Origin of the sequence: Lutibacter sp. TH_r2 (genome assembly GCF_033101135.1) — a bacterium.
Classification (GTDB): Bacteria; Bacteroidota; Bacteroidia; order Flavobacteriales; family Flavobacteriaceae; genus Lutibacter.
Genome location: NZ_JAWMPV010000004.1, coordinates 271,578 through 298,221, shown reverse-complemented (window position 1 = coordinate 298,221; position 26,644 = coordinate 271,578). Strand labels below are relative to the sequence as shown.

Genomic DNA, 26,644 nt, shown 5'->3' with positions numbered 1-26,644 from the left:
ATTTTTTTAGTTCTATTTAATGGTAAATGGAATTTTTATTGTTGCCACAATATTTCTTCCAATATTATTATAGTTTAAATCTTTTAGAGTAGATAAATGATCTATATAGGTTTCATTTAATAAGTTATTTGCTTGAATGGAAACATTAATCATTTCATCTCCAATTTTAAGTTGAGTACCAATACCTGCATTTAAAAGGAAGTAGCCATCTGTTTCAGTTTCATAAATTGAAGGATTATTTTGATCTTCAGCTAATAAACCTCCAATTTTAAAATACGAATTGTATAATTTCCCTATTTTTTCTTTCTGAAGTTTTACATCAAAACGCACTTTATTTTGCGGAATGTAGGGTAAATAATTGCCGCTATCTTCTTTTCCTATTAAATACGAATATGTTGTGTTAATATTTAACCATTCAATAGGCGTATAGTTAACAATAAATTCTCCACCATACAATTTAGAATCAGTTTGAGAATATTGGTAAACAGTATCTCCATTATCTAAACTTTCACTGGTAGGAGCAATATAAATATAGTCGTTTATACGGTTGTAAAAACCTGATACATCTATCATTAATTGTTTTGTATGATAATGGAAACTCAAATCAGCTTCATAACTTCGTTGCGTATCCAAATCAGGGTTTCCAACTTCAAATCTAGTTCCGTGATATCCATTTTGCGTTAATTCTGCAATATTTGGAGTTCTATATGCTGAAGCTAAATTAGCGCGCAATAAAAAGTTATCGTTAATTGGATATGTTGCACCTAGAGAACCGCTAATGTTTCCATAATCATTATCAATTGCTTCTTTATTGGTTTCTTCTTCCGATGAAATTGAACGGTAATCGTATCTTAAACCAACTTGAGTTTTTAACTTTTCAAGAAACGTATGTTGTAACAATCCAAATACCGAGATATCGTTTACATCGGCATCAGGTATTACATGATTTGGCGCTTCGTGGTTTCTATTTGTTTGACTTGAACCTTGTAAACCAAAAACATATTCTGTTTTCTCTGTTGAAGGAAAATGAGTTTTAACTTCGTAAGAGAATGTGTTTAAATCCATATCAACCATTTCAAAAGCAGGTGTATTTTCATCAGTTTGTAACTTTCTGTTGTTTAATTGATATGCTAGGTTTACATCTACCTTATAATCACTTAAAAAAAGCGTATTTCTTGATGAAATTAAATGACTTGTTAAATCTTGATACCAGAAATCTATACCTCTACCTTTTTCAAAATTTTTAACATTTCCAACACTCATACCTAATTGCGGACGATTAAAATCGTAATACATATTAAAAACCCCAAACGATTTTCTCAAACCAATATTTGCTTTTAAAGATTTTTCTTGAAAACGTGTGTTAGGAATATAATCACCATTTCCATCTTCATAATCTGCATGATTTTTATACCCAGTTCTAATTCCCCAGTTTACTTGGTTAGAATTTCCTTTTACGCCAGCATTTAAAGAAAAACCATCGGTATTTGTATGGTATTTTGTGTTAAAATCGCCCGTAATTTTTCCATCTAAAGCTGGTTTCTCCTTAATTATATTAATAACACCACCAACGGCATCAGAACCATATAATAAGGATGCAGGACCTTTAATAACTTCAATATGATCAACACCAAATTCATCAACTATAAATGGGTGGTTTTCTGAAAATTGAAAATTTTCCATTTTAACACCATTATTTAACATTAAAACATTGGTAGCAGATAAACCTCTAATTACTGGTTTTGCAACACCAGTTCCTTTGGCAATCATATCTACACCTGGAATACTTGAAATAGCTTCGGTTAATGTTGTAGAACCACTGTTTTCAATTTCATTTAATTTTATTGACACAACTTTTATGGCGTTTTCAGATTGTAATTTGTTAAATGGAGTAGAAATTACAATTTCATCTATTTGATACGAAAATTCTTTTAATACAAAGTTTAGTTCAATTTCAGGCTTTGTAAAATTCACAGTTTTAACCTGTGTTTTATAGCCCATATAATGTGCTGTTACTTTTAATGTTGAGTTTGGAATGTTTGAGAGTTCAAAATATCCATTTTCATCAGTAGCAGTTCCTTTTTTAAATTTTTCAACATAAACTTCAACTCCTGTTAAAGGCTCATTATTTATGTCAGTTATAGTACCTGTTATTTTGTTTTGACCATAACTATAAAGGTTTAATCCTATAAATAGGATTACTAATATTTTTTTCATTCAAAATTTATTATTGTATAAATATTAATGGCTTATCCATTTTTAGAACAGAAGAAATATCTCTATATAATATAGTTTTTACATTATAATGAAAAGATTTTTCCATGATTTTTTGTTCAAAAAGGCAAGCGATTTTAAATTGCTTTTATTTATTACAATAATGTAGGCGGAGCTCTTGAAGATTTGTGTGTAAATTGAAATGAAGCTATTTGTGCTTCAGAAGATATAATTTTATCGTTTAATGAAGTTTTTTCTATTAAATGAACTTCAGAAGGAAAATCAATAGCATTTTGATCTACTTTAAAATGAAATACATCACAATCATGCTCATGATTGCCAATATGTAAATCAGATAGCAAACAAGCATGCTCATGATGGTGTTCAATATCATGAGCTAACTGTACCGCAAAAGGAAGCAGTACAGCAATAACTAATACATACGAGATTATATGTTTGCTAATGTTTTTAATATTCGAAAATTTTGAGCAAATCTAAATAATTAATCTTTAACTCCAAGTTTTCCTAGTATAATTTCTAGTAAACACCATTTTGTAAAACCACGTTGAAATAAGTTTGCACCTACAAATGCTGTAAACCATAGCCAATTCATATTAATTTTTAATGCTAATACTAAACTAATTAGTATAAAAGCACCCGGAATTATGTTCATTAATCTTGATTTCATTTTTTTAGTTTTTTAGTTAATTATATGTATTTTTCAATATCTACTACAACAGCTTTAATTGGGTTTGTAGTTGTTTTTTCTTTATTAAACTCTTCAATGTAATGTAGCATAGTATCTATTTTTTCTTCTAGCGCAAATGAGAAATATAATTTTGAATTATAGGTGTCTCTTTGTGCTGAAAACCAATTATCTTGAATATTTGTAGCTGAATAAAATTTATGACCTTGAACATCATTTGAGCTGTAGACTTCAATTTCAGATTTTTTAAAAAGCTGACAAATTTCTTTTTCAAATTCTAATATGCTTGTGACTAGTATAAGTTTCATTGTATTTAGTTTTTAGGTTTTTTAAGTGATGTTTTTTTTAAAATTCGTCATTGCGAAATTTTAGTAAAAGTTGAAGCAATCTATTTTTCAATAAGCAGATTACTTCAGTCGCTCTAGCTCCTTTGTAATGACGAATTAAAATTTATTACTCTCTGTCTTTGTATTTATGTTTTTCTGTCATATAATACACTAAAGGCACAACCAATAATGTTAATACTGTTGCTGTTATAGTTCCTCCCATTAAAGAGATTGCTAAACCTTGAAAAATAGGGTCAAATAGAATTACAAATGCTCCAATAACAACGGTTCCAGCAGTTAGCAGAATAGGAGTGGTTCTAACAGCTCCAGCTTCAATAGCCGCTTGTTTAATTGGAATACCTTCATCTAAACGCAATTCAATAAAGTCAATTAATAATACAGAGTTACGTACCATAATTCCTGCAAGTGCAATCATACCAATCATAGAAGTTGCTGTAAAGAACGCTCCCATAATCCAGTGACCTAAAATAATACCAACTAAAGAAAGTGGAATTGCAACCAACATAACTAATGGCGCTTTAAAGTTTTGGAACCAACCTACAATTAATAAGTAAATAACAAATATTGCTACTGCAAATGCAGCACCTAAATCTCTAAATACTTCAAAAGTAATTTGCCATTCACCGTCCCATTTTACGGTATAATCATCTTCGTGTGTTGGTTGTTGGTTAAATTCTTCGTTTAAAGTATAACCAGCAGGTACTTTAATTTCATTTAATCGATCGCTCATATTCAAAATTCCATACACAGGGCTTTCTAATTCTCCAGCCATATCTGCCAATACGTAAACCACACGTTTTTGGTTTTTTCTATAAATAGCTTTGGCTCTTGTTTTTTCTTCAACTTTTATTAAATCTCCAACAGGTACAGCAATACCCATTTGTGATATTACTTTTAGTTGCTTAATATCGCTTATTGAAGATTTTTCTTTTTCGTCTAAAGCCAACACAACACCAACTTGCTCATTTGCAGTTTCTTTATATAATTTTGAAATTGGATTTTCAGACAATGCCATATTCAATGTTTGCACAATTTGTTGAGGTGCTACACCATTTAACATTGCTTTTTCTTTATCAATAACAAAGTTATATTCTGTTTGGTTTGCTTCAACCATATCATCTACATCTACAACATCAGGTGTGGTTTCAATAATACCGCGTAGTTGTTTAGCAATATCCATTTGAGTTTCATAATCTGGACCGTAAACTTCAGCAACAATAGTTGAAAGTACTGGAGGTCCTGGCGGAACTTCAACTAATTTTACATTGGCATTGAATTTTTTTCCAATAGTTTGAATATCGGCACGTAATTTTCTAGCAACATCGTGGCTTTGTTCTGAACGTTTTGACTTATCAACTAAATTTACTTGAATATCGGCCATATTAGAGCCTCCACGTAAATCGTAATGTCTAACTAAACCATTAAATGTAATAGGAGCAGAGGTTCCAACAAACGTTTGGTAATTGTCCACTTCAGGTCTTTGAGATAAATAATTTGCAATTTCACCAGCTACTGCCGAAGTATTTTCTAAAGTACTTCCTTCAGGCATATCAATTACAACCTGAAATTCATTTTTATTATCAAAAGGTAACATTTTTACAGCTACACCTTTTGTATAAAATAATGCCATTGAAGCTAATAATAAAATAGAAGTAAAGCCTAAAAATGCCCAACGTTTCTTTTTATTTTCAATTAATGGTTTCTCAAATTTATTGTAAAGTTTGTAAATTTTTGAAGTCTCTAAACCTTGAGTTTCTTTATCTTCTTGAGTTTCTTTTTCACGTAAAATATAGTACCCTAAATAAGGTGTAATTGTTAAAGCTACAAACAATGAAATTAGCATTGCAATAGAAGCTCCAATTGGCATTGGACTCATATAAGGTCCCATTAAACCAGATACAAACGCCATTGGTAATACCGATGCAATTACAGTAAATGTTGCTAAAATAGTTGGGTTTCCAACCTCATTAATTGCATACAAGGCAGCTTGTTTAAACGGTAAGCGTTTCATTTTAAAATGCCTGTGCATATTTTCGGCAATAATAATGGAGTCATCCACCACAATTCCGGTTACAAATACTAAAGCAAATAATGTGATTCTGTTCAATGTGTAATCTAGCATATAGTAGCTAAACAAGGTCATAGCAAACGTAATTGGTACCGATAAAAACACTACCAATCCACCACGCCAGCCCATTGCTAACATAACTACAACGGTTACCGCTAAAATAGAACCAATTAAGTGCATTAATAATTCTGATACTTTATGAGATGCTGTTTCACCGTAGTTTCTTGTAGTAGTAATATGTACATCATCAGGAACTAAATCTTGACGTAAGTGTTCTACTTTAGCCAATATTTTTTCTGAAATTTTCATTGCATCAGCACCTTTTCTTTTTCCTATTGAAATAGTTACTGCTGGATATTCAGAATTGTAAGTATTTGAAGCTACGTTAGCTTTTCCATAACCAAATGACACGTATTCTTTTGGAATTTCTGGACCTTCTACAACCGAAGCAATTTGTTTTAAATATACAGGCTGATTTTGTTGTACACCAACTACTAAATTTTCTACATCTTCAACAGTTTGTAAAAAATTACCTGTATTTACTAAATATTCGGTGTTATTATTATCAAAACTTCCTGAAGTTAATTGCTGATTGTTTGCTTGTACTTTTTGAGTAATACTTAACAAATCAACACCACTTTCGGCCATTTTATCTTTGTCTAAAACAACTCTAACTTGACTATTTCTTCCACCAATTTGTTTGGTAATAGCAACATCGTTTATTTTTTCAATTTCGCTTGTTAACTCGCTTGCTATTTGCTTTAATTGATAATCGTCGTAATTTTCACTCCACAATGTTAAAGCCAGCATTGGAACATCATCAATTGCACGTGTTTTTACCAATGGAATAGAAACACCTTGCGGCATTTGATCCATATGTTTCATAATTTCGTTGTATAACTTTACAAACGAACGTTCAATATCTTCACCAACATAAAATTGTACAATTAGCATTGCTTGTTCATTCATTGAAGTTGAATACACGTATTCTATACCTTTAATGTTTGAAACAATTTTTTCTAATGGTTTAATTACTCTAGATTCCACTTCCTGTGGACTTGCCCCAGGATAACTCACAAAAATATCAGCAATTGGAACATCAATTTGAGGTTCTTCTTCACGTGGAATTAAAAATGAGCTTCCTACACCAATTACCATAAACATTATCATTAATAAAATGGTAAGTTTAGAATTGATGAATACTTTAGCTATACTTCCTGCTAATCCTTCTTTCATAATTATTGAATGTTTAGTTTAGCACCGTTTATTAATTTTTCTTCTGAAGAAAGAATAAATTGTTCATCAGCATTTAATCCTGAAAGTACTTCTATTTTATCTCCAAATGTTTTTCCTAATCGTAACCATCTCAATAAAGCTGTATTACTGCTGCTTACTACGTAAACACCAATTAGTTCACCTCTTTTTACCAACGCTGAAGTAGGAATTAAAGTGCTGTTTGATACAGCTTTAGCAACAGGAAATTGAACCGATGTAAACATACCCGATAATAATTTAACGTCGGTTTTGTCTAAAACAACTTTTACTAAATATTGTCCGCCAGTATTTTTTGCAGATGTGCTTACTTCTGTAACTTTTCCTTTTACAACTTTACCAGTAGATTTTATAGTTACATTTACGTTAGTTCCGCTTTTAATTTGTGTAATTTCAGATTCTGGAACCATAGCAACTACTTGATATTTTCCAGGAGCTTCTACACTAATTAAAGGCATTCCTGGGTTTGCCATATCACCTTTATTTATAAATTTTCCTGTTACAACTCCGCTAAAAGGTGCTGTAATGTTTGAGTAAGATAATTGTGCGTTTACTTGGTTTTTCATTTGATTAGCAGCTTCTAAACGTGCTTTTGCCATTTGGTAATTGGCAGTCATATCATCCATTTCTTTTTGCGAAGCACTTGCATCATTAAATAAAGCCTTAAAACGGTTGTAATCTTTTTCGGCATTTGTGTATGCTGCAGTAGCTTCTGTTATTGAAGCATTAACTTGTGCTTTTTGAGCGTTTATATCTGCACTGTTAATGCTTATCAATAACTGTCCTTTTCTAACTTTATCACCAACTTTAACAGGTATGTTGTTTACAAAACCCATCATTCTTGTACTTAAATTGGCATTTTGTACTGCTTCAACTTTACCACTTGCATTTAAAAAGTTTCCATCTAAAGCTGAAGGAGAACTTACTTTAACTGTTACAGTTGGTCTGTTATCTTGAGTTTCAGTTTTTTCTTTTCCACAACTTACTGTGAAAATTAGTATTGAAATTATTAATAGTTTACTAATTGCTTTCATATCTTTTTGTGTTAGTGTCTTATTTTGTTAGAAATTCAACAGTTGCTTTTGTAAAGTTGTAGTTGAATACAGTTTGTAAATAGGTTAATTGTTTTTGTAAATATTGGGTTTCAGAAATTAATAAATCTGAAGATTTTTCTAATCCTTGTTTAAATCTGTTGGTTCTAATTCTTAACGCTTCTTTAGATTGTTCAACAGCTAAATTTGTTAAATTTAAGGTGTTTTCAGCATCTTTTAATTGTCTTTTAGCTTGGTTAAATTGTAATTGACTTTGATTTTTATATTGTTGTAAGTTTAATTGTGCTTTTTCAAAATCGGCTTTTGATTTTTGGGTTTTACCTATGCGTTTAAAACCGTCAAACAAATTCCAAGAAAGTTGCGCGCCAACTATATAACCATTTGCGTCACCACTAAAAGCTTTGTCATCGTACAACTCATAACTTCCAAAAGCATTTAATCTTGGTAAGTAAGTCATTTTTGTGGCTTGATGCATATTTTTATACGCATCGGCACTATTTTCTAAAGCTTCAATATCTGCTCTTGAAGTAGATATTTGGTTGTTGTAAATATTTAAATCTAAATTTGGGTTTAAATCTTCAGAAGGTTTTAAAATATTTGTTGAAGTTTCGCCCATTAAAAATTGAATATAGTCTGAAGCATTTTGAACATTACTTTTTGCATTTAGTAATTGGTTTTTAACTTCAGTTACATAAACTTCAACAGATAATACATCAGATTTTTGCATATAACCTAGTTCAAAGTTTTTATCGGCTATTTTTTTGTTTTCTAAAGCAGCTTCTTGTGCTTTTTCTAATACTTCAACAGCTTTATAAGCCAATTGCAATTGCATATATGCTTTGGTAACTTCTAATTCCATTGCTTTTTTAGTACGATTTGTTTGCAACTCCATTGCATTCATTTTTGCTTTGGCAGCTTTACGCATAAAAATTCCATCAACATTAATTAATGGTTGAACAACTTCAATTTTTGTAGTAAAGTTTTCAATGTTATCTGGATCGTTTAGTAGATCAGGATTAAAGTCGTTAGCAGTTAGTATTTCTTGATTTAATTTTGAACCAAAAGCCATTAAAGGATTGTTGGTTGAAATACCAGAATGTGAAACTGAAATTGATGGTAATAAAATGGAATTAGTTTGATTAAATTCTGCTTTGGCAGCGTTAAAATCTTGTTCCGAAATTTTTACGGTATAGTTCTGTTCATTCACTTTTTGTATAACTTCATTTAAAGTAATTGAAGTATTGTTTTGAGCAAATGAAAATGCTATAGGTAAAAATAATGTAACAAATACTAAATAAATTCTTTGCATAGTTAGCTTTTTTAATTTGTGACAAAAATAGATGAGGTGTAGTGTTTACTATGTAATCATATATACAGACTTATGTAACTTTATTAACATAGTGTAAAAAATATTAATTATTAAAATTATAAATACATGCATTGAATTAACATGATTTATATCAGTTCTAGGAATTTATATTAGGTTTTAGAAAAAATTATATTAAAAAGAGGCAGTATAAAAAAGCTGAATTTTTGTGAATAAGGACTTGTTTTAGGCTCTCATAACAATTGACTATTTGTATGATGAGATATTTAAACAAGTTTAATATAACAAATTCCTAGACTTTTATACCGCCTCTTTTTAACAATAAAATAGAATAGTCTAAATTTTATTATTTATCTAATATATTAGTGTCTTTGAGTTTTTCATCAACAATTGTTGAATTGCGTAATTGTACTGGTTTTTTGCCTTTTTTCATTTTTAAATTGATAAATTCAACAAATAATGAGAAGAAAATAGCAAAATATAAATAGCCTTTAGGTATACTATGAACCGCATTTCCAAAGAATTCAAAATGTGCTAAATGTGAACCTTCGGCTAATAACATTACACCTATTAATAGTAAAAATGATAGTCCTAATATTTGTATAGTTGGGTGTTCATTCACAAATTTACTTACTGGTCCAGCAAACACGAGCATTATAATAATTGATACTATAATTGCAATAATAATTATAGTCATTCCACCAAAATAACCAAAGCCAGCAGGTGCAGCGTCAAAGCTTACCAATCCAATTGCGGTTAAAATACTATCAAACGAAAAAACTAAATCTAAAACTACAATTTGTAAAATTGCATTTGCTACAGTTTTACTTGCTTTTGCTTTAGCGTTATCTTCTTCACCTTCTAATTTGTGGTGAATTTCGGCAACACTTTTATACAATAGAAAAATACCTCCAGCAATAATTATTAAACTTTGTCCAGTTACCCCAGCTTGAAGCCAACTTGTATCTATACTAAAAATAACTGTTTGTAATTTTAACACCCATGAAATTCCAAATAGTAAAGCAATTCTAAAAACCATAGCTAATAAAAGACCTATAGTTCTTGCTTTTGGCCTGTCTTTTTCTTCTAATTTGTTCGAAACTATTGATATAAAAACAATATTATCTATACCTAAAACAATTTCTAAAAAAATTAATGTTAATAAAGCTATCCACGTAGAGGCTTGTAAAAAAATTTCCATAATTTATTTTGAAGTTTTAATTATTTCTCCTTTTTGAACATAGTTAGAAAAACCAATTACAGCTTCAAACTCGTATGAGTTTTTTTCTAAATTGGTAATTTTAACATGAATAGGATCTTCATCAATTGCAGTTTTTGGATTGATCATTTTTAATGTGTAATTAAAATTGTTTTTCCATGAAATGGATAAAGTGTCTATTCTGTCAACGTATTTTTCAATTTGTATTGAATCTTGTCTAATTATAATAGTTTTTTCATATCCTTTACCTTCAGGAATTTCAAAAGTTCCAGATTTAAATCTATCAGCATCCAAAGGTTCGTTTTTACAACTTAAAATAAGTGTAAATACAGCAATAATTAGAACAATTTTTTTCATTATATATTATTTTAAATTCCAGTGTAGTTACTTGGAGTAATTGCTTTTAATTCGGCTTTAATTTCGTTTGAAACTTCTAAAGTGTCAATAAAATCAGCCATTGATTTTTGAGTAATTTTTTCATTAGTTCTTGTTAAACCTTTTAATGCTTCATAAGGATTTGGATAAGCCTCTCTACGTAAAATAGTTTGAATTGCTTCAGCAACAACTGCCCAATGATTTTCTAAATCTTCAGCAAATTTAGCTTCATTAATTAATAATTTATTCAATCCTTTTAACGTAGAAGTAAATGCAATAATTGTGTGCGCAAATGGCACACCAACATTTCTTAATACTGTAGAATCTGTTAAATCACGTTGTAAACGAGATATAGGTAATTTAGCTGATAAATGTTCAAAAATTGCATTTGCAAGACCTAAATTTCCTTCGGAGTTTTCAAAATCAATAGGATTTACTTTATGTGGCATTGCTGAAGAACCAACTTCACCTTTTTTAATTTTTTGTTTGAAATAATCCATAGATATATAAGTCCAAATATCTCGGTTTAAGTCAATTAAAATAGTATTTATTCGTTTTTGTGCATCAAAAATTCCCGCAATATGATCGTAATGTTCAATTTGTGTAGTTGGAAAAGAGTGGTGTAACCCCAAAACTTTTTCAACAAAGTTAGTTCCAAAAGCTTTCCAATCTATATCTGGATAAGCAACTTTATGAGCATTAAAATTACCTGTTGCTCCACCAAATTTAGCAGCATAAGGTATATTTTGTAGTTGTTTTATTTGTTGTTCAATACGCTCTATAAAAACAAATAATTCTTTTCCTAAACGAGTAGGAGAAGCAGGTTGACCATGTGTACGAGCCAACATTGGAATATCAGCCCAAGATACTGCTAGCTGTCTTAATTTTTCTAATAAAGTTGCTAATTCAGGATAATAAACAACATCAAAAGCATCATTTAATGATAATGGTGTAGCTGTGTTATTAATGTCTTGAGAAGTTAAACCAAAGTGAATAAATTCTTTATAAGGTTCTAAATTTAATGTGTCAAATTTTTCTTTAATAAAATATTCAACAGCCTTAACGTCATGGTTTGTTATACTTTCAATATCCTTAATTTTTTGAGCATCTTTTGAAGAAAAATTGTTGTAAATATTTCTTAATGATTCAAATAAAGAAGTATCGAAGTTAGCTAATTGAGGTAAGGGAATTTCACATAAAGCAATAAAGTATTCTATTTCTACTTTTACTCTGTATTTGATTAGCGCTTCTTCCGAAAAAAAAGCCGCTAAACTTTCAACTTTACTTCTATATCTTCCGTCTACTGGAGAAATTGCATTTAAACTTGTTAAGGTCATTTGTTGTGTTTGTTTTTTAAAAACACAAAATTAATGAAATAAAGCTAAAAAAATGATATTATTTTTTGTTTATCAGTGCTAAAGTCATCTTTCCTCTAGCTTTATATGCTGCGCTTTCATTAAGTATATTTTGTTGAATTATAAGTTTTAATTCTTTGTGTACCCAATCTGAATTTTTTCCAAATAAGTAAAGTGTATTCATTGTATAAGCTTTTACAGCAACTTTATGTTGACTAATCATCCAATCAAAACCAGTTTCAATAATGGCTTCAATATGGGTATTTGTTAATTTTTTTTTAATTAAATTAGTTGTTTTACTATTGTATGCAATTGCTAAAAAATTGCAAATTTTTGAAATTGGTCTAACAGCACTTTCAAAATAAGTTTTGCCAATATTTGAGGTGAATAAATCTAAATAAGGCGCTAACCAATCAATATGTTTTTCACAAACAAGTTCTAAAACCCATGCAGCTTTTATTGAGAGTTTATTGTTAACTTCAAAAATAAGTTCTATTAAATAAGGTAGTAAATTTGGGTTTTCTAGTACTAAATTACTAACTCTATCGCGGTTTATACGTAAAGCAGTTCCGAGGTTTTCTAATTCATTAATTAAAAATTCTTTACTCATTATCTTTTTTATTTTTCTTTTTAGGTGATAGTTTATACATTAAATACCCAAATGCAAGTATTACATGAAGTACAACTACAATAACTAGTGTATAATACCAAAAATTAGAAAGTTCCATAGTAAATAAAAGTTTAGATGTAAAAAAAGAATATTTATCTTTAAGGCTTAAAAATACAAATTATGAGATATTTTAGTGTAGCAATAGCTATATTTTTGTTTTGTTTAAATGGGTTTTCTCAACAAGTATATTCAAAAAAGGAACCTTTTGCACATACATATTCAATTGTAGCTAGAGATACAGTAACTGGTGAAATGGGTGTTGCAGTGCAGTCTCATTGGTTTTCAGTAGGGAGTTTAGTTACTTGGGGAAAAGCAGGTGTTGGAGTTGTAGCAACACAATCGTTTATTAACCCTTCATTTGGACCAAGAGGTTTAAGTTTATTGGAAAATGGACTATCACCAAAAATGGCTGTGAATACGCTTTTAGAATTAGATGAAGGAAGAGAAGTTAGGCAACTAGCAATTTTAGATGTAAACGGAAATGTAGAAGCTTTTACAGGTGCAAATTGTATTCAGCCTGCAGGGCATATTGTTGGGAATAATTTTTCAGTACAAGCTAATTTAATGGAAAAAAACACTGTTTGGCCAGTAATGGCTAAAGCTTTTGAAACTACCAAAGGTACATTAGCAGAAAGAATGTTAGCGGCATTGAAAGCGGCTCAAAATGAAGGTGGAGATATACGAGGTAAACAATCTGCAGCAATGTTAGTGGTAAAAGCTAAAAGTACCGGAAATAGTTGGCAAGATAAAGTGGTAGATTTACGTATTGAAGATCACCAAAACCCTATTGAAGAAATGGAACGATTGCTAACTATCCATAAAGCTTATGAGTATATGAATAAAGGTGATTTGGCTGTTGAAACAGGAAATAACAAATTAGCAAAACAACATTATATGCATGCGCAAGAATTAAATCCAGATAATTTAGAAATGAAATTCTGGTATGCCATTACACTTGCCAATAATGGTGAATTAACAGAAGCTAAACAAATTCTGAAAAAATTGTTTTTGAAAAATGAAAAATGGAAAACCTTAACACCTAGGTTGGTAAAACCAGGATTATTAATTATTTCAGAAAAAGAATTAAACGAATTAATAAGTGATTAATTTATGAAAAAAGTTTTAGTAAGCATACTAGTTTTATTGGTTTTAATACAGTTTATAAGACCCGAAAAAAATAATCTGGAAGATTTAAAAAATGATATTTCAAACGAATTTAAAATTCCAAATGAGGTTCAAGAAATTATAAAAACATCTTGCGCCGATTGTCACTCAAACACTACAAAATATCCTTGGTATAGTGAAATTGCACCAGTTTCTTGGTATTTAGCACTTCACGTAAATGACGGAAAAGAACACTTAAATTTTTCTGAATGGATGGCATACAATAAGCATCAAAAAGAACATATTATTAGTGATTTGGAAGAAGTAATGGAGTCTCATAAAATGCCGTTAGGAAGTTATTTATTACTTCATGAAGATGCTAAAATGACGAATGAACAGTACATTGTGTTTTTGGATTGGGTAAAAACTTTAAAAAAATAAAACTATGAAAATTAATTTAATTGCTTTTATTCTATTTTTTGTTGGAATATCGGTTTCATCACAAGAAAAAATAAATCAAGTGAATGAAAAAGGAGAGCGTATTGGTGTTTGGAAAAAATACTACCCAAACAAAAGAATTAGATATGTTGGTCAATTTCAAAATGGAAAAGAAACAGGAGTTTTTAAATATTATAGTGTTAAAACATCAGAGCATCCTATTGCAATAAAAACTTTCGAGAATAATAGTAATTTAGCTAAAGTTCAGTTTTTTACGGAAGAAGGAATTTTAAAAAGTGAAGGGCAATTAGATAATAAATTACGTGTTGGAAAATGGACATATTATCAATTAGATGGAAAAACATTGTTGTCTTTTGAACATTATAAAAATGGAGTATTGGAAGGAGAATCAAAAACGTTTTATCCAAATAATCAGGTAACTGAAATTTTAAATTATAAAAATGGTAAATTAAACGGAAATATAAAACACTATACAAAAAAAGGAACTATTTTAGATGATGTAAATTATGTAGATGGTGTTTTACATGGTTTTGCTAAATATTATAATGAAAAAGGGGTTGTAATATATGAAGGGACTTATGAAAATGATGAAAAGTTAGATGATTGGAATTTTTATATAGATGGTGAACCTGCAAAAAAAGATAAAATGCGTCAGTAAATTAAAAGTATATTTTTTATAATTAAATTTAAAAAAAAAATGAGTTTTTCTAAAGTTTTTGAAAAGAATACTGAATGGGTTTCAGCTAAATTAGCTGTTGATAAAAAATATTTTAAAAAATTAGCTGAAAAGCAAGAACCCGAGATATTATTTATTGGTTGTTCTGATAGTAGGGTTAAAGTTGGAGCTATGATGGGTGTAGAACCTGGAGATGTTTTTATTCATAGAAATATTGGAAACATGGTACCAAATACAGATTTAAATGTAATGTCTGTAATTAATTATGCTGTTTCTCATTTAAAAGTAAAACACGCTGTAGTTTGCGGTCATTATTATTGCGGAGGTGTAAAAGCCGCTATGCAATCTGAAGATTTAGGAATTTTAAATCCGTGGTTACGTAATATTAGAGATGTGTATAGATTACATCATATAGAATTAGATGCCATTAAAAATGAAGACCAAAAATATAGAAGACTTATAGAATTAAATGTGCAAGAACAATGTGTTAACCTAATTAAAACGCCAGATGTTCAAAAAGCATTATTAGAAAAAAGAATTAAAGTTCACGGTTGGGTTTTTGATTTAGGTACCGGAAAATTGATAGATTTAAAAATTGACTTTGATAAAATATTGAAAGATATTATGCAGATTTATCATTTAGATACAACTTCAGAAAATTAATAGAATGCATACACCTTTAGTTTCATGTCAATGGTTATTTGATCAATTTAATAATCCTGATTTAATAATTTTAGATTGCAGTCCAGCTTCAAATAAATCGAATTTAATTCCTGAATTTACTTCAATTAAAATTAAAGGAGCAAGAATTTTTGATACTGAAAATATATTTGTAGATACTGAAAATGAAGTTCCAAATATGTTTCCTTCTGAAGCAAAATTCACCAAAGAATGCCAAAAACTTGGAATAAATAACAAAAGTATTATTGTAGTTTATGATAATCTAGGTATTTATATGAGTCCTAGAGTTTGGTGGATGTTTAAAACTATGGGACACAACAATGTTTCAGTTTTAGATGGTGGATTATCGGCATGGAAGCATTTAAAATTTCCTTCAGAAAAATATAAACAGGAAGCTTTTACAAAAGGAAACTTTAAAGCTGTTTATCATAGTAATTATGTATATAACGCTTCCTTTATGCTAAAAAATATAACTTCAAAAGCATGTGATGTAGTAGATGCTAGATCTTCTGGTAGATTTTTGGGAGAACTTCCTGAACCAAGAAAAAATATGCAAAGTGGGCATATACCAAATGCTAAAAATATACCATTTAGAACTGTTTTAGAAAATGGGTTTATGAAACCTAAAGAGGAATTAAAAAAAATATTTAATGAAGTTTTACAATCTAATAAACCTTTAATATTTAGTTGTGGTTCTGGTGTTACAGCTTGTATTATTTTGTTAGCTTCAGAATTAATTAGTGAAACACCTAAATCTTTATATGATGGATCTTGGGTTGAATGGGGATTAGGAAATAAATTTCCAGTTGATAAATAAAAAAAACTGCTCCAAATATGAAGCAGCTTTTTCTCTAAACTTATAATTAATTTTTTATTGATCTAAAGAAGGAAGTATTACTTTGTCAATAACATGAATAATTCCATTAGAACTTTGCACATTAGTTGCGGTAATAGCACTAACTCTTCCATTTGCGTCAGTTAATGTTGCTCCACCTGTAACATTAGCTGTAATATCTCCACCTAACGTAGTTATAGTCATATTATCCATTAAAGCAGAATCCATAACATTAGCACCAGCAACAACATGGTGGTTTAAAGTAGCTGTTAAAGTTGCAGTATCAATATCATCTAATCCTTCTACATTTAATTCAGTAAGTAAATCTCCAAAAGCTGTATTTGTAGGTGCAAATACTGTAAAAGGAGCAGGGTCTGTTCCATTAGCAGTTGATAATGTACTTACAAAATCTGGTTGATCATCTCTTGTTAAAGCAGCTACTAAAGTTGAAAAAGTAGAATCAGCAGTAGCAAAAGTTACAACTGTTGGTAGTCCAATTACAGCATCAACTAAATGAATAACTCCATTATCAACAATATTATCTGGGGTAGTTACTGTTGAAACTCCATTTAACGTTACTCCATTAGAAATATCAACAAACATATTCATATTTTCTCCATTTGGAGTTGCTGTAGACAGTGTACTTATGTAACCTGTACTTAAACCTGTTGATTCTACCGAACCACTAACAACGTGATTTAATAAAATTTGAGAAAGAACATCTGTAGGAACTTCATCAATAGAATTAAACCCATTGGCACTTAAAAAAGTTCCAAAAGCAGTGTCATTTGGCGCAAACACTGTAAATGGTCCATCTCCATCTAATACAGTTGCTAAATCTCCATCAGCTTTTCCTAAAGCTTCTAATAACATTCCATAGTTGTCAGAATTTTCAGATACAAAATCTACTATAGTATTAGTAGGTAATTCAGGAAGTATTACTTTGTCAATAACATGAATAATTCCATTGGCAGTTTGAACATCAACAGCAACAATATTACTCATTCTTCCATTAGCGTCTGTAAGAGTTGCTCCACCAGAAACGTTTGCTGTAATATCACCACCTAACGTAGTTACTATCATATTATCCATTAAAGCAGAAGACATAACATTAGCACCAGCAACAACATGGTGGTTTAAAGTTGCTGTTAAAGTAGCAGTATCAATATCATCTAATTCTGAAACGCCTAATTCAGTAAGTAAATCTCCAAAAGCTGTATTTGTAGGTGCAAATACTGTAAAAGGAGCAGGGTCTGTTCCATTAGCAGTTGATAATGTACTTACAAAATCTGGTTGATCACCTCTTGTTAAAGCAGCTACTAATGTTGAAAAAGTAGAATCAGCAGTAGCAAAAGTTACAACAGTCGGTAGTCCAATTACAGCATCAACTAAATGGATAACTCCATTATCTACTATATTATCAGCTCCAGTAACGCTAGAAACTCCATTAATTCTAACTCCGTTTGAAGTGTCAATATACATATTCATGTTTTCACCATTTGGGGTAGCAGTAGAAAGTGAATTAATGTAACCCGTACTTAATGAAGAAGACTGAACTGAACCACTTACAACATGGTTTAATAAAATTTGAGAAAGTACATCTGTAGGAACTTCATCAACAGAATTAAACCCATTGGCACTTAAAAAAGTTCCAAAAGCAGTGTCATTTGGCGCAAACACTGTAAATGGTCCATCTCCACCTAAAACAGTTGCTAAATCTCCATCAGCTTTAATTAATGCATCTAATAACATTCCATAGTTATCTGAATTTTCAGTTACAAAATCTACAATAGAGTTTGTAGTTGGCTCCATAATTTCATTGTCATCATCATCATCACATGATGTAAAAGTAATAGCCATAAAAGCTATAGTAATAATTGGTAAAATTGTTAGTAGTTTTTTCATAATAAGTGTTTTATTGTTTAGGCAAATATAATAATAATTAAACAAAACTGTTTAATAATATGTTAAAATTATTAAACAAGGTAAAAAAAAACAATCAAAATAATTTTTTTAGAGTCGTTAAAAAGCGTTGAAAATAAGGTTGTTAAGGGGTAAATGTAAAGTTTAGGTTAATTATTAAAAAAAGCTAAAAAAAATTCGTAAAGAAATTATAATTAGGTATATTTGCAGTAATATAAATTTTTTAAATAATAATAATGAGTAAAGGAACAGTAAAATTCTTCAATGAAAGCAAAGGATTTGGTTTTATTAAAGAGGAAGGTTCGAACAAAGAGTATTTTGTACACATTTCTGGATTAGTTGATGAGATTAGAGAAGGTGATGAAGTTGAATTTGATTTAGAAGAAGGTAGAAAAGGTTTGATGGCAGCAAATGTAAAAGTTATATAAGCATATAAAATTTATCATTTAGAACTAGAGCCTATCATTTTTATGATAGGCTTTTTTTATGGTTTCTAACAGTTAATTATTAATAGTTATGCTTAAATTTGCATATTAATTAAAAAAAAATGAAACGAGTTATTGTTGGTCTTTCTGGAGGTGTAGATAGCAGTGTAGCTGCATATTTACTAAAAGAACAAGGGTATGAGGTTATTGGGCTTTTTATGAAAAATTGGCACGATGATTCTGTTACTATCTCAAATGAATGTCCATGGTTAGAGGATAGTAATGATGCTATGATTGTAGCCGATAAATTAGGTATTCCATTTCAGGTTGTTGATTTAAGCGAAGACTATAAAGAGCGTATAGTAGATTATATGTTTAATGAATATGAAAAGGGAAGAACTCCAAATCCTGATGTACTTTGTAACAGAGAAATTAAGTTTGATGTGTTTATGAAAATTGCATTGGATTTAGGTGCAGACTATGTAGCAACAGGTCATTACTGTAGAAAAGGAGAAGAAGAAATAAAAGGAGAAAAAATTTATAAACTATTAGGAGGACTTGATAGAAATAAAGATCAATCTTATTTTTTATGTCAATTATCGCAACAACAATTATCCAAAGCATTATTTCCAATAGGGGAACTTACAAAACCCGAAGTTAGAAAAATAGCTGCAGAGCAAGATTTAATCACAGCAGATAAAAAAGATTCTCAAGGTTTATGTTTTATAGGTAAAGTTAGATTACCTGAATTTTTACAACAAAAACTACAACCAAAAGAAGGAGCTATTGTTCAAATTCCAAATAATTCAGAACTATATAATAGAGAAATTCCAAAATTTAATTCCAAAGAAGAAGAATTGGCATTTTTTTCATCAAAATTAAAATATACAATTGCTGATGGAAAAATTGTAGGAAAGCACGAAGGTGCTCATTATTTTACAAAAGGACAACGTAAAGGATTGGCAGTTGGTGGAACCATAGAACCTCTATTTGTAATTGATACCGATGTAAATGAAAATGTAATATATACAGGTGAAGGAAAATCTCATAAAGGTTTGTATAGAAACGTGTTGTTTGTGAAAAATAATGAAACCCATTGGATTAGAACAGATTTAACACTTATAAATGGTGAATCTATGCAGGTTGATGCCAGAATTAGATATCGTCAAAAATTAGAAAAAGCTACCATTTATAAAGTCGAAACTGGCTTGTATGTTGAATTTGAAAACCCACAATCAGCTATTACTGAAGGTCAGTTTGTAGCATGGTATATTGATAATGAATTACTTGGTTCAGGAGTAATTTCATAAAAAAAATGTATTTTAGAAAAATAAAACCCCAAAATTTTAATAAATTATGAAAGTAAAACTACTCATATTTTTATCCCTTTTTTCAATATTCTCAATAAATGCTCAAGAAGATGCTTGGGTATATTTTGTAGATAAACCAAATGGGGCAAACCAAATTGCGGCACCTTTAACCATTCTTACCCAAAGAGCTTTAGATAGAAGAACTAAACAATCAATTCCTTTAGATATAAAAGATGCACCATTAGAAGCAAATTATGTAGCTGCTGTTGCCAATGCAACAGGAATTACCGTTTTAGCACGTTCAAAGTGGTTAAATGCACTGCACATTCAAGGTTCAAAAACAGATATTGATAATCTAATAGATTTAGAGTTTCCAATAGGTACTAAAATTGTAAGCTCTATAGAGTTTGCAGATAGAAGTATTGCAGACACAAAAAATAGAATAGCTAAAACTCAAAAAGTTTCTAAATGGGATAAAATTGGAAAAATTAAAGCGCTTCCAAATTATGGAAATGCAACCAATCAAATTGAAATATTGAATGGAAATGTACTTCATGAAAATAATTTTACTGGAGAAGATATGTATATTGCTGTTATGGATGGTGGTTTTCCTGGTGTAAAAACGTATGAGGCTTTTAGTAACGTATACAATAGTGGACGTATACTTGGTGGTTATGATTTCGTGAATAGAAATGATGAATACGATGCCGGTATTTCTCATGGAATGAGTGTGTTATCAACTATGGCAGGTTTTTTAGAGAGTGATGGAGAAGGAACTTCAACAATAGATTATATTGGAACTGCACCAGATGCAAGTTATTATTTATTTATAACCGAAGATGGAAATAACGAGGTGCGTTTAGAAGAAAGTTTATGGGTTGAAGCAACCGAAAGAGCTGATAGTTTAGGTGTAGATGTTATTAATACAAGTTTAGGTTATTCTATATTTTTTGACAATATAGATCACAATTACGAGTATAGTGATATGGACGGACAAACAACTTTTATTTCTAGAGGCGCAGAAGTTGCTTTTTCAAGAGGTATGATTTTAGTAACATCCGCCGGAAATGAAGGAAATGATTCAAGTTGGCCTTATATTAATGCTCCCGCTGACGCGGAAAATACTTTAACAATAGGTGCAGTAGATTCATCCGGAACTATTGCTGGTTTTAGCTCTTACGGTCCAACATCTGATTTTAGAGTAAAACCAGATGTTTGTTCTCAAGGTCTAGGTTCTTATGTAGTTAATGGATCTACAAGTGTAGGTTCTGGAAGTGGAACATCTTATGCGTCACCTATTATGGCAGGAGCAGTTGCTTGTTTATGGCAAGCGTTTCCAACTAAAACAAATGCTGAAATTGTGCAATTAATTAAGGAGTCTGCTCATTTGTATAATAATCCAAACAACCATGAAGGTTATGGAATACCTGATTTTGAAAGTATTTACAACAAAGTTTTAAGTGTTCCAAATGAAGAATTAGTAAAGCAATTTACGGTTTATCCAAACCCAGTAAAAGATCAGCTTTTTATAAAATTTCCTAATAATTATGAAGAAGTTAAAGTTACCGTTTATAATGTTTTAGGAAAAATGCAACTTCAACAAGTTGTTAAAAAAGAGAGCCCTTCATTAAATATAGCGCATTTTTCAAAAGGACTTTATATGGTCAGTTTATCAAATGGAGATGTAAAAACATCGTTTAAAATATTTAAAAATTAATGACTTCTAAAATAACTTCATTATTTAAAATAAAATATCCAATTATTCAAGGTGGAATGGTTTGGAATAGTGGTTGGAAATTAGCTTCAGCAGTAAGTAATGCAGGTGGATTGGGTTTAATTGGTGCGGGTTCTATGTATCCTGAAGTATTAAAAGAACACATTCAAAAATGTAAAAAAGCTACAGATAAACCTTTTGGAGTAAACGTTCCAATGTTGTATCCAAATATTGAAGAAATAATAAAAATTATTGTTGATGAAGGCGTAAAAATTGTTTTTACTTCTGCTGGAAACCCTAAAACATGGACTACGTTTTTACAAGAAAAAGGTATAACTGTTGTTCATGTAGTTAGTAGTGTAAAATTTGCATTAAAATCTGAATTAGCAGGTGTAGATGCTGTTGTTGCTGAAGGTTTTGAAGCTGGAGGACATAATGGAAGAGAAGAGTCTACAACACTAACTTTGATTCCGATGGTAAAAGAGAAATTAAAAATTCCGTTAATTGCTGCTGGAGGAATAGCAACAGGTAGAGGTATGTTGGCAGCTATGGTTTTAGGAGCTGATGGTGTTCAAATAGGAAGTAGATTTGCTGCAAGTACAGAATCTTCTGCACATATAAATTTTAAAAATGAGGTTGTAAAAGCTGAAGATGGCGCTACACATTTAACGTTGAAAGAGTTAGCTCCAGTAAGGTTAATTAAAAACAAGTTTTACAATGATGTACAAGAGCTATACAAACAAAATCCTTCAATAGAGCAATTAAAAGAAAAGTTGGGTAGAGGTAGAGCTAAAAAAGGAATGTTTGAAGGAGATTTAGATGAAGGAGAATTAGAAATTGGTCAGGTTGCTGGATTAATTCATGAAATAAAATCAGCGGCTGATATACTAAACGAAATAGTTGAAGAGTTTACTTTAGTAAAAAACGCTTTATGCTAAAAACGCTTTTTAAAATTTCGGTTTTATGTATTGTTTTTTGTGTTGGCTTCATTCTAGTTTCAAATTATCAAATAGAAAAAACTACAGAAAATTTAACGTTCAATTCAATTGATACTATTTCTAAAAATAGAGTAGGAATTGTTTTAGGAACTTCAAAATATTTAAATAATGGAAATGTAAACTTATACTACAAATATCGTTTACAAGCTACTTATGAGTTGTATTCAAAACAGAAGATTGAATTTATTTTAATTAGTGGAGATAATAGTACCAAAGAATATGATGAGCCTTCTACTTTTAAAAATGATTTAATTGATTTAGGTGTACCTGAATCTAAAATTTATTTGGATTATGCAGGGTTTAGAACTTTAGATTCTATGGTTAGAGCAAAAGAAATATTTGGGTTACATAAGTTTACGGTAATATCTCAAAAATTTCATAATCAACGAGCGGTTTATTTAGCAAAACAATTTGATATAAATGCCATAGGTTATAACGCTAAAAATGTTTCTTCTAGATATGGTTTTAAAACAAATCTTCGTGAAAAACTAGCTAGAGTTAAAGTATTTATTGATGTTCTATTAAATGTTCAACCAAAATTTTTAGGTGAGACTATAGAAATAAAATAAAAATAAAATTTATTTTTTAATTGAAGGTTTTTTGTTTTTTGGAGGCATTGGACCTCTTAAATGGATTACCAATCCATTTAAAAAATTTCGTAAAAATTGATCTCCACATTCCATATATTTTGGATGGTCTTCACTTCTAAAAATAGCGCCAAGTTCACTTTTGCTAACTTTAAAATCAACAAGTTTACAAATTTCTATTATATCAGTATCTCGTAATTTATGTGCTACGCGTAATTTTTTAAATATATCATTATTAGATAATCCCATAAGGCAAATATAATTTTTTAAAAATCAAAAATCCAATAATTTAAATTAATCATTTTGTTGATTCATTTCTAACTGCATTTGTTTCACGGTTTGTGTACTGTTATCGTGGCTCCATCCTGGAGCGCCAAATACATACATAAATTTATGATACCAATTTTTAGATTTTTTAGTGTCGTTCCAAATGTCTTTATATTCATGCGTTAAAATCACCCAAGGATTGTAAGAGTTTGGAGCATTTGTAACTCCATATTCAATTGCAATTGTTTTATCTAGCTCTTTCCAGGTACCAAAAATTTTATCAAAAATATTTAAAAAACCACCATGATTTTTATCCATATATTCAACATTTTTAGCGTGGTGAACTTGATGCATTGTGTGTGTATTGAATATTTTTTCAATAAAGCCTAGTTTTGGAATATAAACAGAGTGTAATTGAAATTGCCATAAAGCTTCAATTCCCAAACAAACTACTACCATTTCTGGTCTAAAACCTATAGCTGGAATCCACATATAAAATAAAGGCTTGTATAAAATGGTAAACCAACCATTTCTAATAGCAGTACCTAAATTATAATTATCGGAAGAGTGGTGAACAATATGAGCAGCCCATAGAAAGCGTACAGTATGATTTTTTCTATGAAACCAATAATAGGTTAAATCGTCTAATATTTGACAAGCTATCCAAATGTACCAGGCGTACCCAAACGATTCCCATCCTAAAATATTTGTTCTGACACCGTTAATTTCAGGGTTAAACAATTCAAAAACAACATTGAATATTACAATGGCAGAAATTGTTTTAATTAAAGGAGCAATTATGGCGGAACCAAGTCCCATAAAAAAACTAGCACCTAGATCTTTCCATTGGTACAAATCTTTTTTATTGTGAGTTTTGCTATAGGAAAGTTCTACTAAAATTAGTGCTAAAAAGCATGGCACTCCGTATACTAAAGGGTTTGTAAAATCCATTTATTGATTTAATTTTTATGAAAGCTCAATTTTATAACTACCTTAAGTAAAAGTTATTGTTTTAAAGTAATTTGTTTTACAGAGTTAATTGCCAATAGCCAACATCAATCCATTTATTAAACTTAAAACCAACTTCAGTAAAATGAGCTACTTTTTTGAAGCCAAATTTTTCGTGTATTGCTACACTTGCTTTATTTGGTAATGATATTCCTCCAATAACGGCGTGTATTTTTTGTTGTTTTAATTCGTTTAAAAGATGGTTGTATAATTGTTTTCCTATTCCATTTCCAATAGCTTTTTCAGAAATATAAATAGAACTTTCTACGGTTGCATCATAAGCACTTCTAGTTTTCCAATAACTAGCATAAGCATACCCAACAACTTTATTATCTATTTCATACACAAACCATGGATATTTTTTTATAACATTTTGAATAGTTTCTTTCATTTCTGAAGCTGAAACAGGTATTAAATCAAAAGTTACAATAGTATTGTAAACATGAAAATTATAAATTTCAGCAATAGCTGAAGCATCAGATAATTTAACTTTTCGAATCATTAATTTTTCTAATTTTTTGCATTCCAATTAATACAATTAGTATTGAAAACCCGCCTCTAATCGCTAAAAATGTATTGCGATTTTCGGTGGTATAAGAAAAAATAATTCTATAAATATCATGATCTTCTAGATATTGATTTATAGTAATGTAGGTCATAAATAAACCAATAGCTATATAAATAATTCCAATTGTGTATTTCATAATTATTTTCCAAATATTAATTTAATTGCTACTAAAAGCATAAAAACTCCAAATACTTTTTTTAACATGCGTTGGTCTATTTGTAAGGCAATTTTTGAACCAATAAAACCACCAATAAAAAAGAGCAAAGAAACTATTAATGCCATTTTCCAGTTAATTTCACCTGATTGGTGATAATTATATACAGCAAAAAAAGTTACTGGAGGTAACATTACTGCTAAACTCATACCTTGTGCGTTATGCTGTGTTAATCCAAGAAAAAACACAAACATTGGAACCATTAAAATTCCACCACCAACACCAACCAATCCACTTAAAACACCTGCTAAAAGACCAATTATTATAAGTATGATTACTGTAGATAAAGTCATTTTCAAAATTATAAGTTTTTAGGAATTTTTAGTTGATATAATTTACGTGATTTATTGTTTAAATGATTCTCCCTTAACCATGGATTATGCATTTTCATTATTTTGTAATTAATTCCTAATTCTTTAGAAAAGCCTGCAATATCTGTTATTGCAGTATCAATTTCAATTAATTTAGTTGGTTGAAGTTTATACAAATCTTCAGTTTCAAAAATAAAACCATATTTTTTTGGGTTCGATAAAATTTCCTTTACAGCAACTATTCTAGGAATATATCTTTTAGTTTCTTCACCTAATAATAAATCGTAATAATCATCTACTTTTTGATCTTCCATTCTTCTAGAAATACCAGTATTTCCTGCATTGTAGGCAGCAGCAGCAGCAGTCCAACTTCCAAATCGTTTTTTAGAAGCATTTAAATAGTTACAAGCAACTTGCGTAGCTTTTTCTAAATGGTAACGTTCATCTACATTAGTATTAACTTCTAAATTATGTTCACGAGCTGTTGTTTTCATAATTTGCCAAAATCCACGTGCACCAGCAGGAGAAGTAACGTTTTGTAAACCACTTTCAATTACTGCTAGATATTTAAAATCGTTTGGAATTCCATTTTTTTCTAAAATAGGTTCAATAATAGGAAAGTATTTATGTGCTCTTTTAAACAGAAGTAATCCATTTGATTGCCAATAAGTGTTAACCAATAATTCACGATCTATTCGCTCTTTAATATCACTATTTTCTAGAGGAACTCGTTCTCCAGCAAAATCTAATTCACTTGGAACTTTTAAAGCTCGGATTTGATATGTTTCACTTGTATTAGGCGTTTCAGTATCTACATTAGAAACGTTACTTTCTTTTTTACTTGTGCTGAATATTAATAATGAACTTACTAAAATTACAGCAATTAGCCCCAAAATTTTTATTGTGTTTTTCATAACTCTACCTATTTAAAAGCTTAAAATACGATTTTTTTTAGTTGA

29 protein-coding genes are annotated in these 26,644 nt (G+C 29.8%); 10 read left to right on the top strand and 19 right to left on the bottom strand.

Annotated features, from left to right (window positions below):
• Positions 1 to 12: 12 nt before the first annotated feature.
• The 12 genes from R3X25_RS13105 to R3X25_RS13050 all read right to left on the bottom strand — a co-directional run bounded on the left by R3X25_RS13105 (position 13) and on the right by R3X25_RS13050 (position 12,663).
• A complete protein-coding gene (locus tag R3X25_RS13105; RefSeq protein WP_317675373.1) occupies positions 13 to 2,217 on the bottom strand; it encodes a TonB-dependent receptor in 2,205 nt (734 codons plus the stop codon).
• Positions 2,218 to 2,369: 152 nt separating this feature from the next.
• The gene (locus R3X25_RS13100) at positions 2,370 to 2,576 is read right to left on the bottom strand and encodes a hypothetical protein (RefSeq protein ID WP_317675372.1); all 207 of its coding nucleotides are present in this window, start codon (positions 2,574 to 2,576) and stop codon (positions 2,370 to 2,372) included.
• Positions 2,577 to 2,716: 140 nt separating this feature from the next.
• On the bottom strand, positions 2,717 to 2,902 hold the full coding sequence (locus R3X25_RS13095) for a DUF2892 domain-containing protein (protein WP_317675371.1): 186 nt from the start codon (positions 2,900 to 2,902) through the stop codon (positions 2,717 to 2,719).
• A gap of 20 nt (positions 2,903 to 2,922) precedes the next feature.
• Positions 2,923 to 3,228, bottom strand: a complete 306-nt coding sequence (locus R3X25_RS13090) for a hypothetical protein (protein WP_317675370.1) — start codon at positions 3,226 to 3,228, stop codon at positions 2,923 to 2,925.
• Between the two features lie 145 nt (positions 3,229 to 3,373).
• A complete protein-coding gene (locus R3X25_RS13085) occupies positions 3,374 to 6,571 on the bottom strand; it encodes an efflux RND transporter permease subunit (RefSeq protein ID WP_317675369.1) in 3,198 nt (1,065 codons plus the stop codon).
• A gap of 2 nt (positions 6,572 to 6,573) precedes the next feature.
• Positions 6,574 to 7,641: an efflux RND transporter periplasmic adaptor subunit gene (locus R3X25_RS13080; protein ID WP_317675368.1), complete on the bottom strand. Its 1,068-nt coding sequence runs from the start codon at positions 7,639 to 7,641 to the stop codon at positions 6,574 to 6,576.
• Between the two features lie 19 nt (positions 7,642 to 7,660).
• Positions 7,661 to 8,968, bottom strand: coding sequence for a TolC family protein (locus tag R3X25_RS13075; protein ID WP_317675367.1), 1,308 nt, complete (start codon positions 8,966 to 8,968; stop codon positions 7,661 to 7,663).
• 364 nt (positions 8,969 to 9,332) lie between these two features.
• On the bottom strand, positions 9,333 to 10,187 hold the full coding sequence (locus tag R3X25_RS13070) for a TerC family protein (protein ID WP_317675366.1): 855 nt from the start codon (positions 10,185 to 10,187) through the stop codon (positions 9,333 to 9,335).
• Between the two features lie 3 nt (positions 10,188 to 10,190).
• On the bottom strand, positions 10,191 to 10,562 hold the full coding sequence (locus tag R3X25_RS13065) for a hypothetical protein (RefSeq protein WP_317675365.1): 372 nt from the start codon (positions 10,560 to 10,562) through the stop codon (positions 10,191 to 10,193).
• Between the two features lie 11 nt (positions 10,563 to 10,573).
• The gene (gene purB, locus R3X25_RS13060; RefSeq protein ID WP_317675364.1) at positions 10,574 to 11,917 is read right to left on the bottom strand and encodes an adenylosuccinate lyase; all 1,344 of its coding nucleotides are present in this window, start codon (positions 11,915 to 11,917) and stop codon (positions 10,574 to 10,576) included.
• Between the two features lie 58 nt (positions 11,918 to 11,975).
• Complete coding sequence (locus tag R3X25_RS13055; RefSeq protein ID WP_317675363.1) at positions 11,976 to 12,545, bottom strand: adenylosuccinate lyase; 570 nt, start codon at positions 12,543 to 12,545, stop codon at positions 11,976 to 11,978.
• Positions 12,538 to 12,663: a hypothetical protein gene (locus R3X25_RS13050; RefSeq protein WP_317675362.1), complete on the bottom strand. Its 126-nt coding sequence runs from the start codon at positions 12,661 to 12,663 to the stop codon at positions 12,538 to 12,540. Before R3X25_RS13050 ends, R3X25_RS13055 begins: the two co-directional genes overlap by 8 nt.
• A 62-nt stretch (positions 12,664 to 12,725) precedes the next feature.
• Here R3X25_RS13050 and R3X25_RS13045 point away from each other — a divergent pair, with 62 nt between their 5' ends.
• The 5 genes from R3X25_RS13045 to R3X25_RS13025 are packed head-to-tail and all read left to right on the top strand — an operon-like array spanning position 12,726 to position 16,342.
• Entirely contained in the window at positions 12,726 to 13,712 is a 987-nt protein-coding gene (locus tag R3X25_RS13045; protein ID WP_317675361.1) for a DUF1028 domain-containing protein, read from the top strand.
• A gap of 3 nt (positions 13,713 to 13,715) precedes the next feature.
• A complete protein-coding gene (locus R3X25_RS13040) occupies positions 13,716 to 14,150 on the top strand; it encodes a heme-binding domain-containing protein (RefSeq protein ID WP_317675360.1) in 435 nt (144 codons plus the stop codon).
• Positions 14,151 to 14,154: 4 nt separating this feature from the next.
• On the top strand, positions 14,155 to 14,826 hold the full coding sequence (locus tag R3X25_RS13035) for a toxin-antitoxin system YwqK family antitoxin (RefSeq protein WP_317675359.1): 672 nt from the start codon (positions 14,155 to 14,157) through the stop codon (positions 14,824 to 14,826).
• A 39-nt stretch (positions 14,827 to 14,865) separates the two neighbouring features.
• Positions 14,866 to 15,507: a carbonic anhydrase gene (locus R3X25_RS13030; RefSeq protein ID WP_317675358.1), complete on the top strand. Its 642-nt coding sequence runs from the start codon at positions 14,866 to 14,868 to the stop codon at positions 15,505 to 15,507.
• 4 nt (positions 15,508 to 15,511) lie between these two features.
• Complete coding sequence (locus R3X25_RS13025; protein WP_317675357.1) at positions 15,512 to 16,342, top strand: sulfurtransferase; 831 nt, start codon at positions 15,512 to 15,514, stop codon at positions 16,340 to 16,342.
• Positions 16,343 to 16,396: 54 nt separating this feature from the next.
• On the opposite strand, the gene R3X25_RS13020 is transcribed toward R3X25_RS13025, so the two are convergent.
• Positions 16,397 to 18,265: a fasciclin domain-containing protein gene (locus R3X25_RS13020; RefSeq protein WP_317675356.1), complete on the bottom strand. Its 1,869-nt coding sequence runs from the start codon at positions 18,263 to 18,265 to the stop codon at positions 16,397 to 16,399.
• A gap of 254 nt (positions 18,266 to 18,519) precedes the next feature.
• Here R3X25_RS13020 and R3X25_RS13015 point away from each other — a divergent pair, with 254 nt between their 5' ends.
• The 5 genes from R3X25_RS13015 to R3X25_RS12995 all read left to right on the top strand — a co-directional run bounded on the left by R3X25_RS13015 (position 18,520) and on the right by R3X25_RS12995 (position 23,299).
• On the top strand, positions 18,520 to 18,711 hold the full coding sequence (locus tag R3X25_RS13015; protein WP_317675355.1) for a cold-shock protein: 192 nt from the start codon (positions 18,520 to 18,522) through the stop codon (positions 18,709 to 18,711).
• A gap of 119 nt (positions 18,712 to 18,830) precedes the next feature.
• A complete protein-coding gene (gene mnmA, locus R3X25_RS13010) occupies positions 18,831 to 20,018 on the top strand; it encodes a tRNA 2-thiouridine(34) synthase MnmA (RefSeq protein WP_317675354.1) in 1,188 nt (395 codons plus the stop codon).
• Between the two features lie 46 nt (positions 20,019 to 20,064).
• Entirely contained in the window at positions 20,065 to 21,735 is a 1,671-nt protein-coding gene (locus R3X25_RS13005) for a S8 family serine peptidase (protein ID WP_317675353.1), read from the top strand.
• A complete protein-coding gene (locus tag R3X25_RS13000) occupies positions 21,735 to 22,670 on the top strand; it encodes an NAD(P)H-dependent flavin oxidoreductase (RefSeq protein WP_317675352.1) in 936 nt (311 codons plus the stop codon). The genes R3X25_RS13005 and R3X25_RS13000 overlap by 1 nt, the downstream gene beginning before the upstream one ends.
• Positions 22,664 to 23,299: a vancomycin high temperature exclusion protein gene (locus R3X25_RS12995; RefSeq protein WP_317675351.1), complete on the top strand. Its 636-nt coding sequence runs from the start codon at positions 22,664 to 22,666 to the stop codon at positions 23,297 to 23,299. The genes R3X25_RS13000 and R3X25_RS12995 overlap by 7 nt, the downstream gene beginning before the upstream one ends.
• 9 nt (positions 23,300 to 23,308) lie before the next feature.
• On the opposite strand, the gene R3X25_RS12990 is transcribed toward R3X25_RS12995, so the two are convergent.
• The 6 genes from R3X25_RS12990 to R3X25_RS12965 all read right to left on the bottom strand — a co-directional run bounded on the left by R3X25_RS12990 (position 23,309) and on the right by R3X25_RS12965 (position 26,599).
• Entirely contained in the window at positions 23,309 to 23,566 is a 258-nt protein-coding gene (locus R3X25_RS12990) for a DUF1456 family protein (RefSeq protein WP_317675350.1), read from the bottom strand.
• Between the two features lie 45 nt (positions 23,567 to 23,611).
• A complete protein-coding gene (locus tag R3X25_RS12985) occupies positions 23,612 to 24,535 on the bottom strand; it encodes a sterol desaturase family protein (protein ID WP_317675349.1) in 924 nt (307 codons plus the stop codon).
• Between the two features lie 76 nt (positions 24,536 to 24,611).
• Entirely contained in the window at positions 24,612 to 25,094 is a 483-nt protein-coding gene (locus tag R3X25_RS12980; protein WP_317675348.1) for an arsinothricin resistance N-acetyltransferase ArsN1 family B, read from the bottom strand.
• Entirely contained in the window at positions 25,078 to 25,296 is a 219-nt protein-coding gene (locus tag R3X25_RS12975) for a hypothetical protein (protein ID WP_317675347.1), read from the bottom strand. The genes R3X25_RS12980 and R3X25_RS12975 overlap by 17 nt, the downstream gene beginning before the upstream one ends.
• Positions 25,297 to 25,298: 2 nt before the next feature.
• The gene (locus R3X25_RS12970) at positions 25,299 to 25,667 is read right to left on the bottom strand and encodes a sulfite exporter TauE/SafE family protein (protein ID WP_317675346.1); all 369 of its coding nucleotides are present in this window, start codon (positions 25,665 to 25,667) and stop codon (positions 25,299 to 25,301) included.
• An 8-nt stretch (positions 25,668 to 25,675) separates the two neighbouring features.
• Complete coding sequence (locus R3X25_RS12965; RefSeq protein WP_317675345.1) at positions 25,676 to 26,599, bottom strand: lytic transglycosylase domain-containing protein; 924 nt, start codon at positions 26,597 to 26,599, stop codon at positions 25,676 to 25,678.
• Between the last annotated feature and the right edge of the window lie 45 nt (positions 26,600 to 26,644).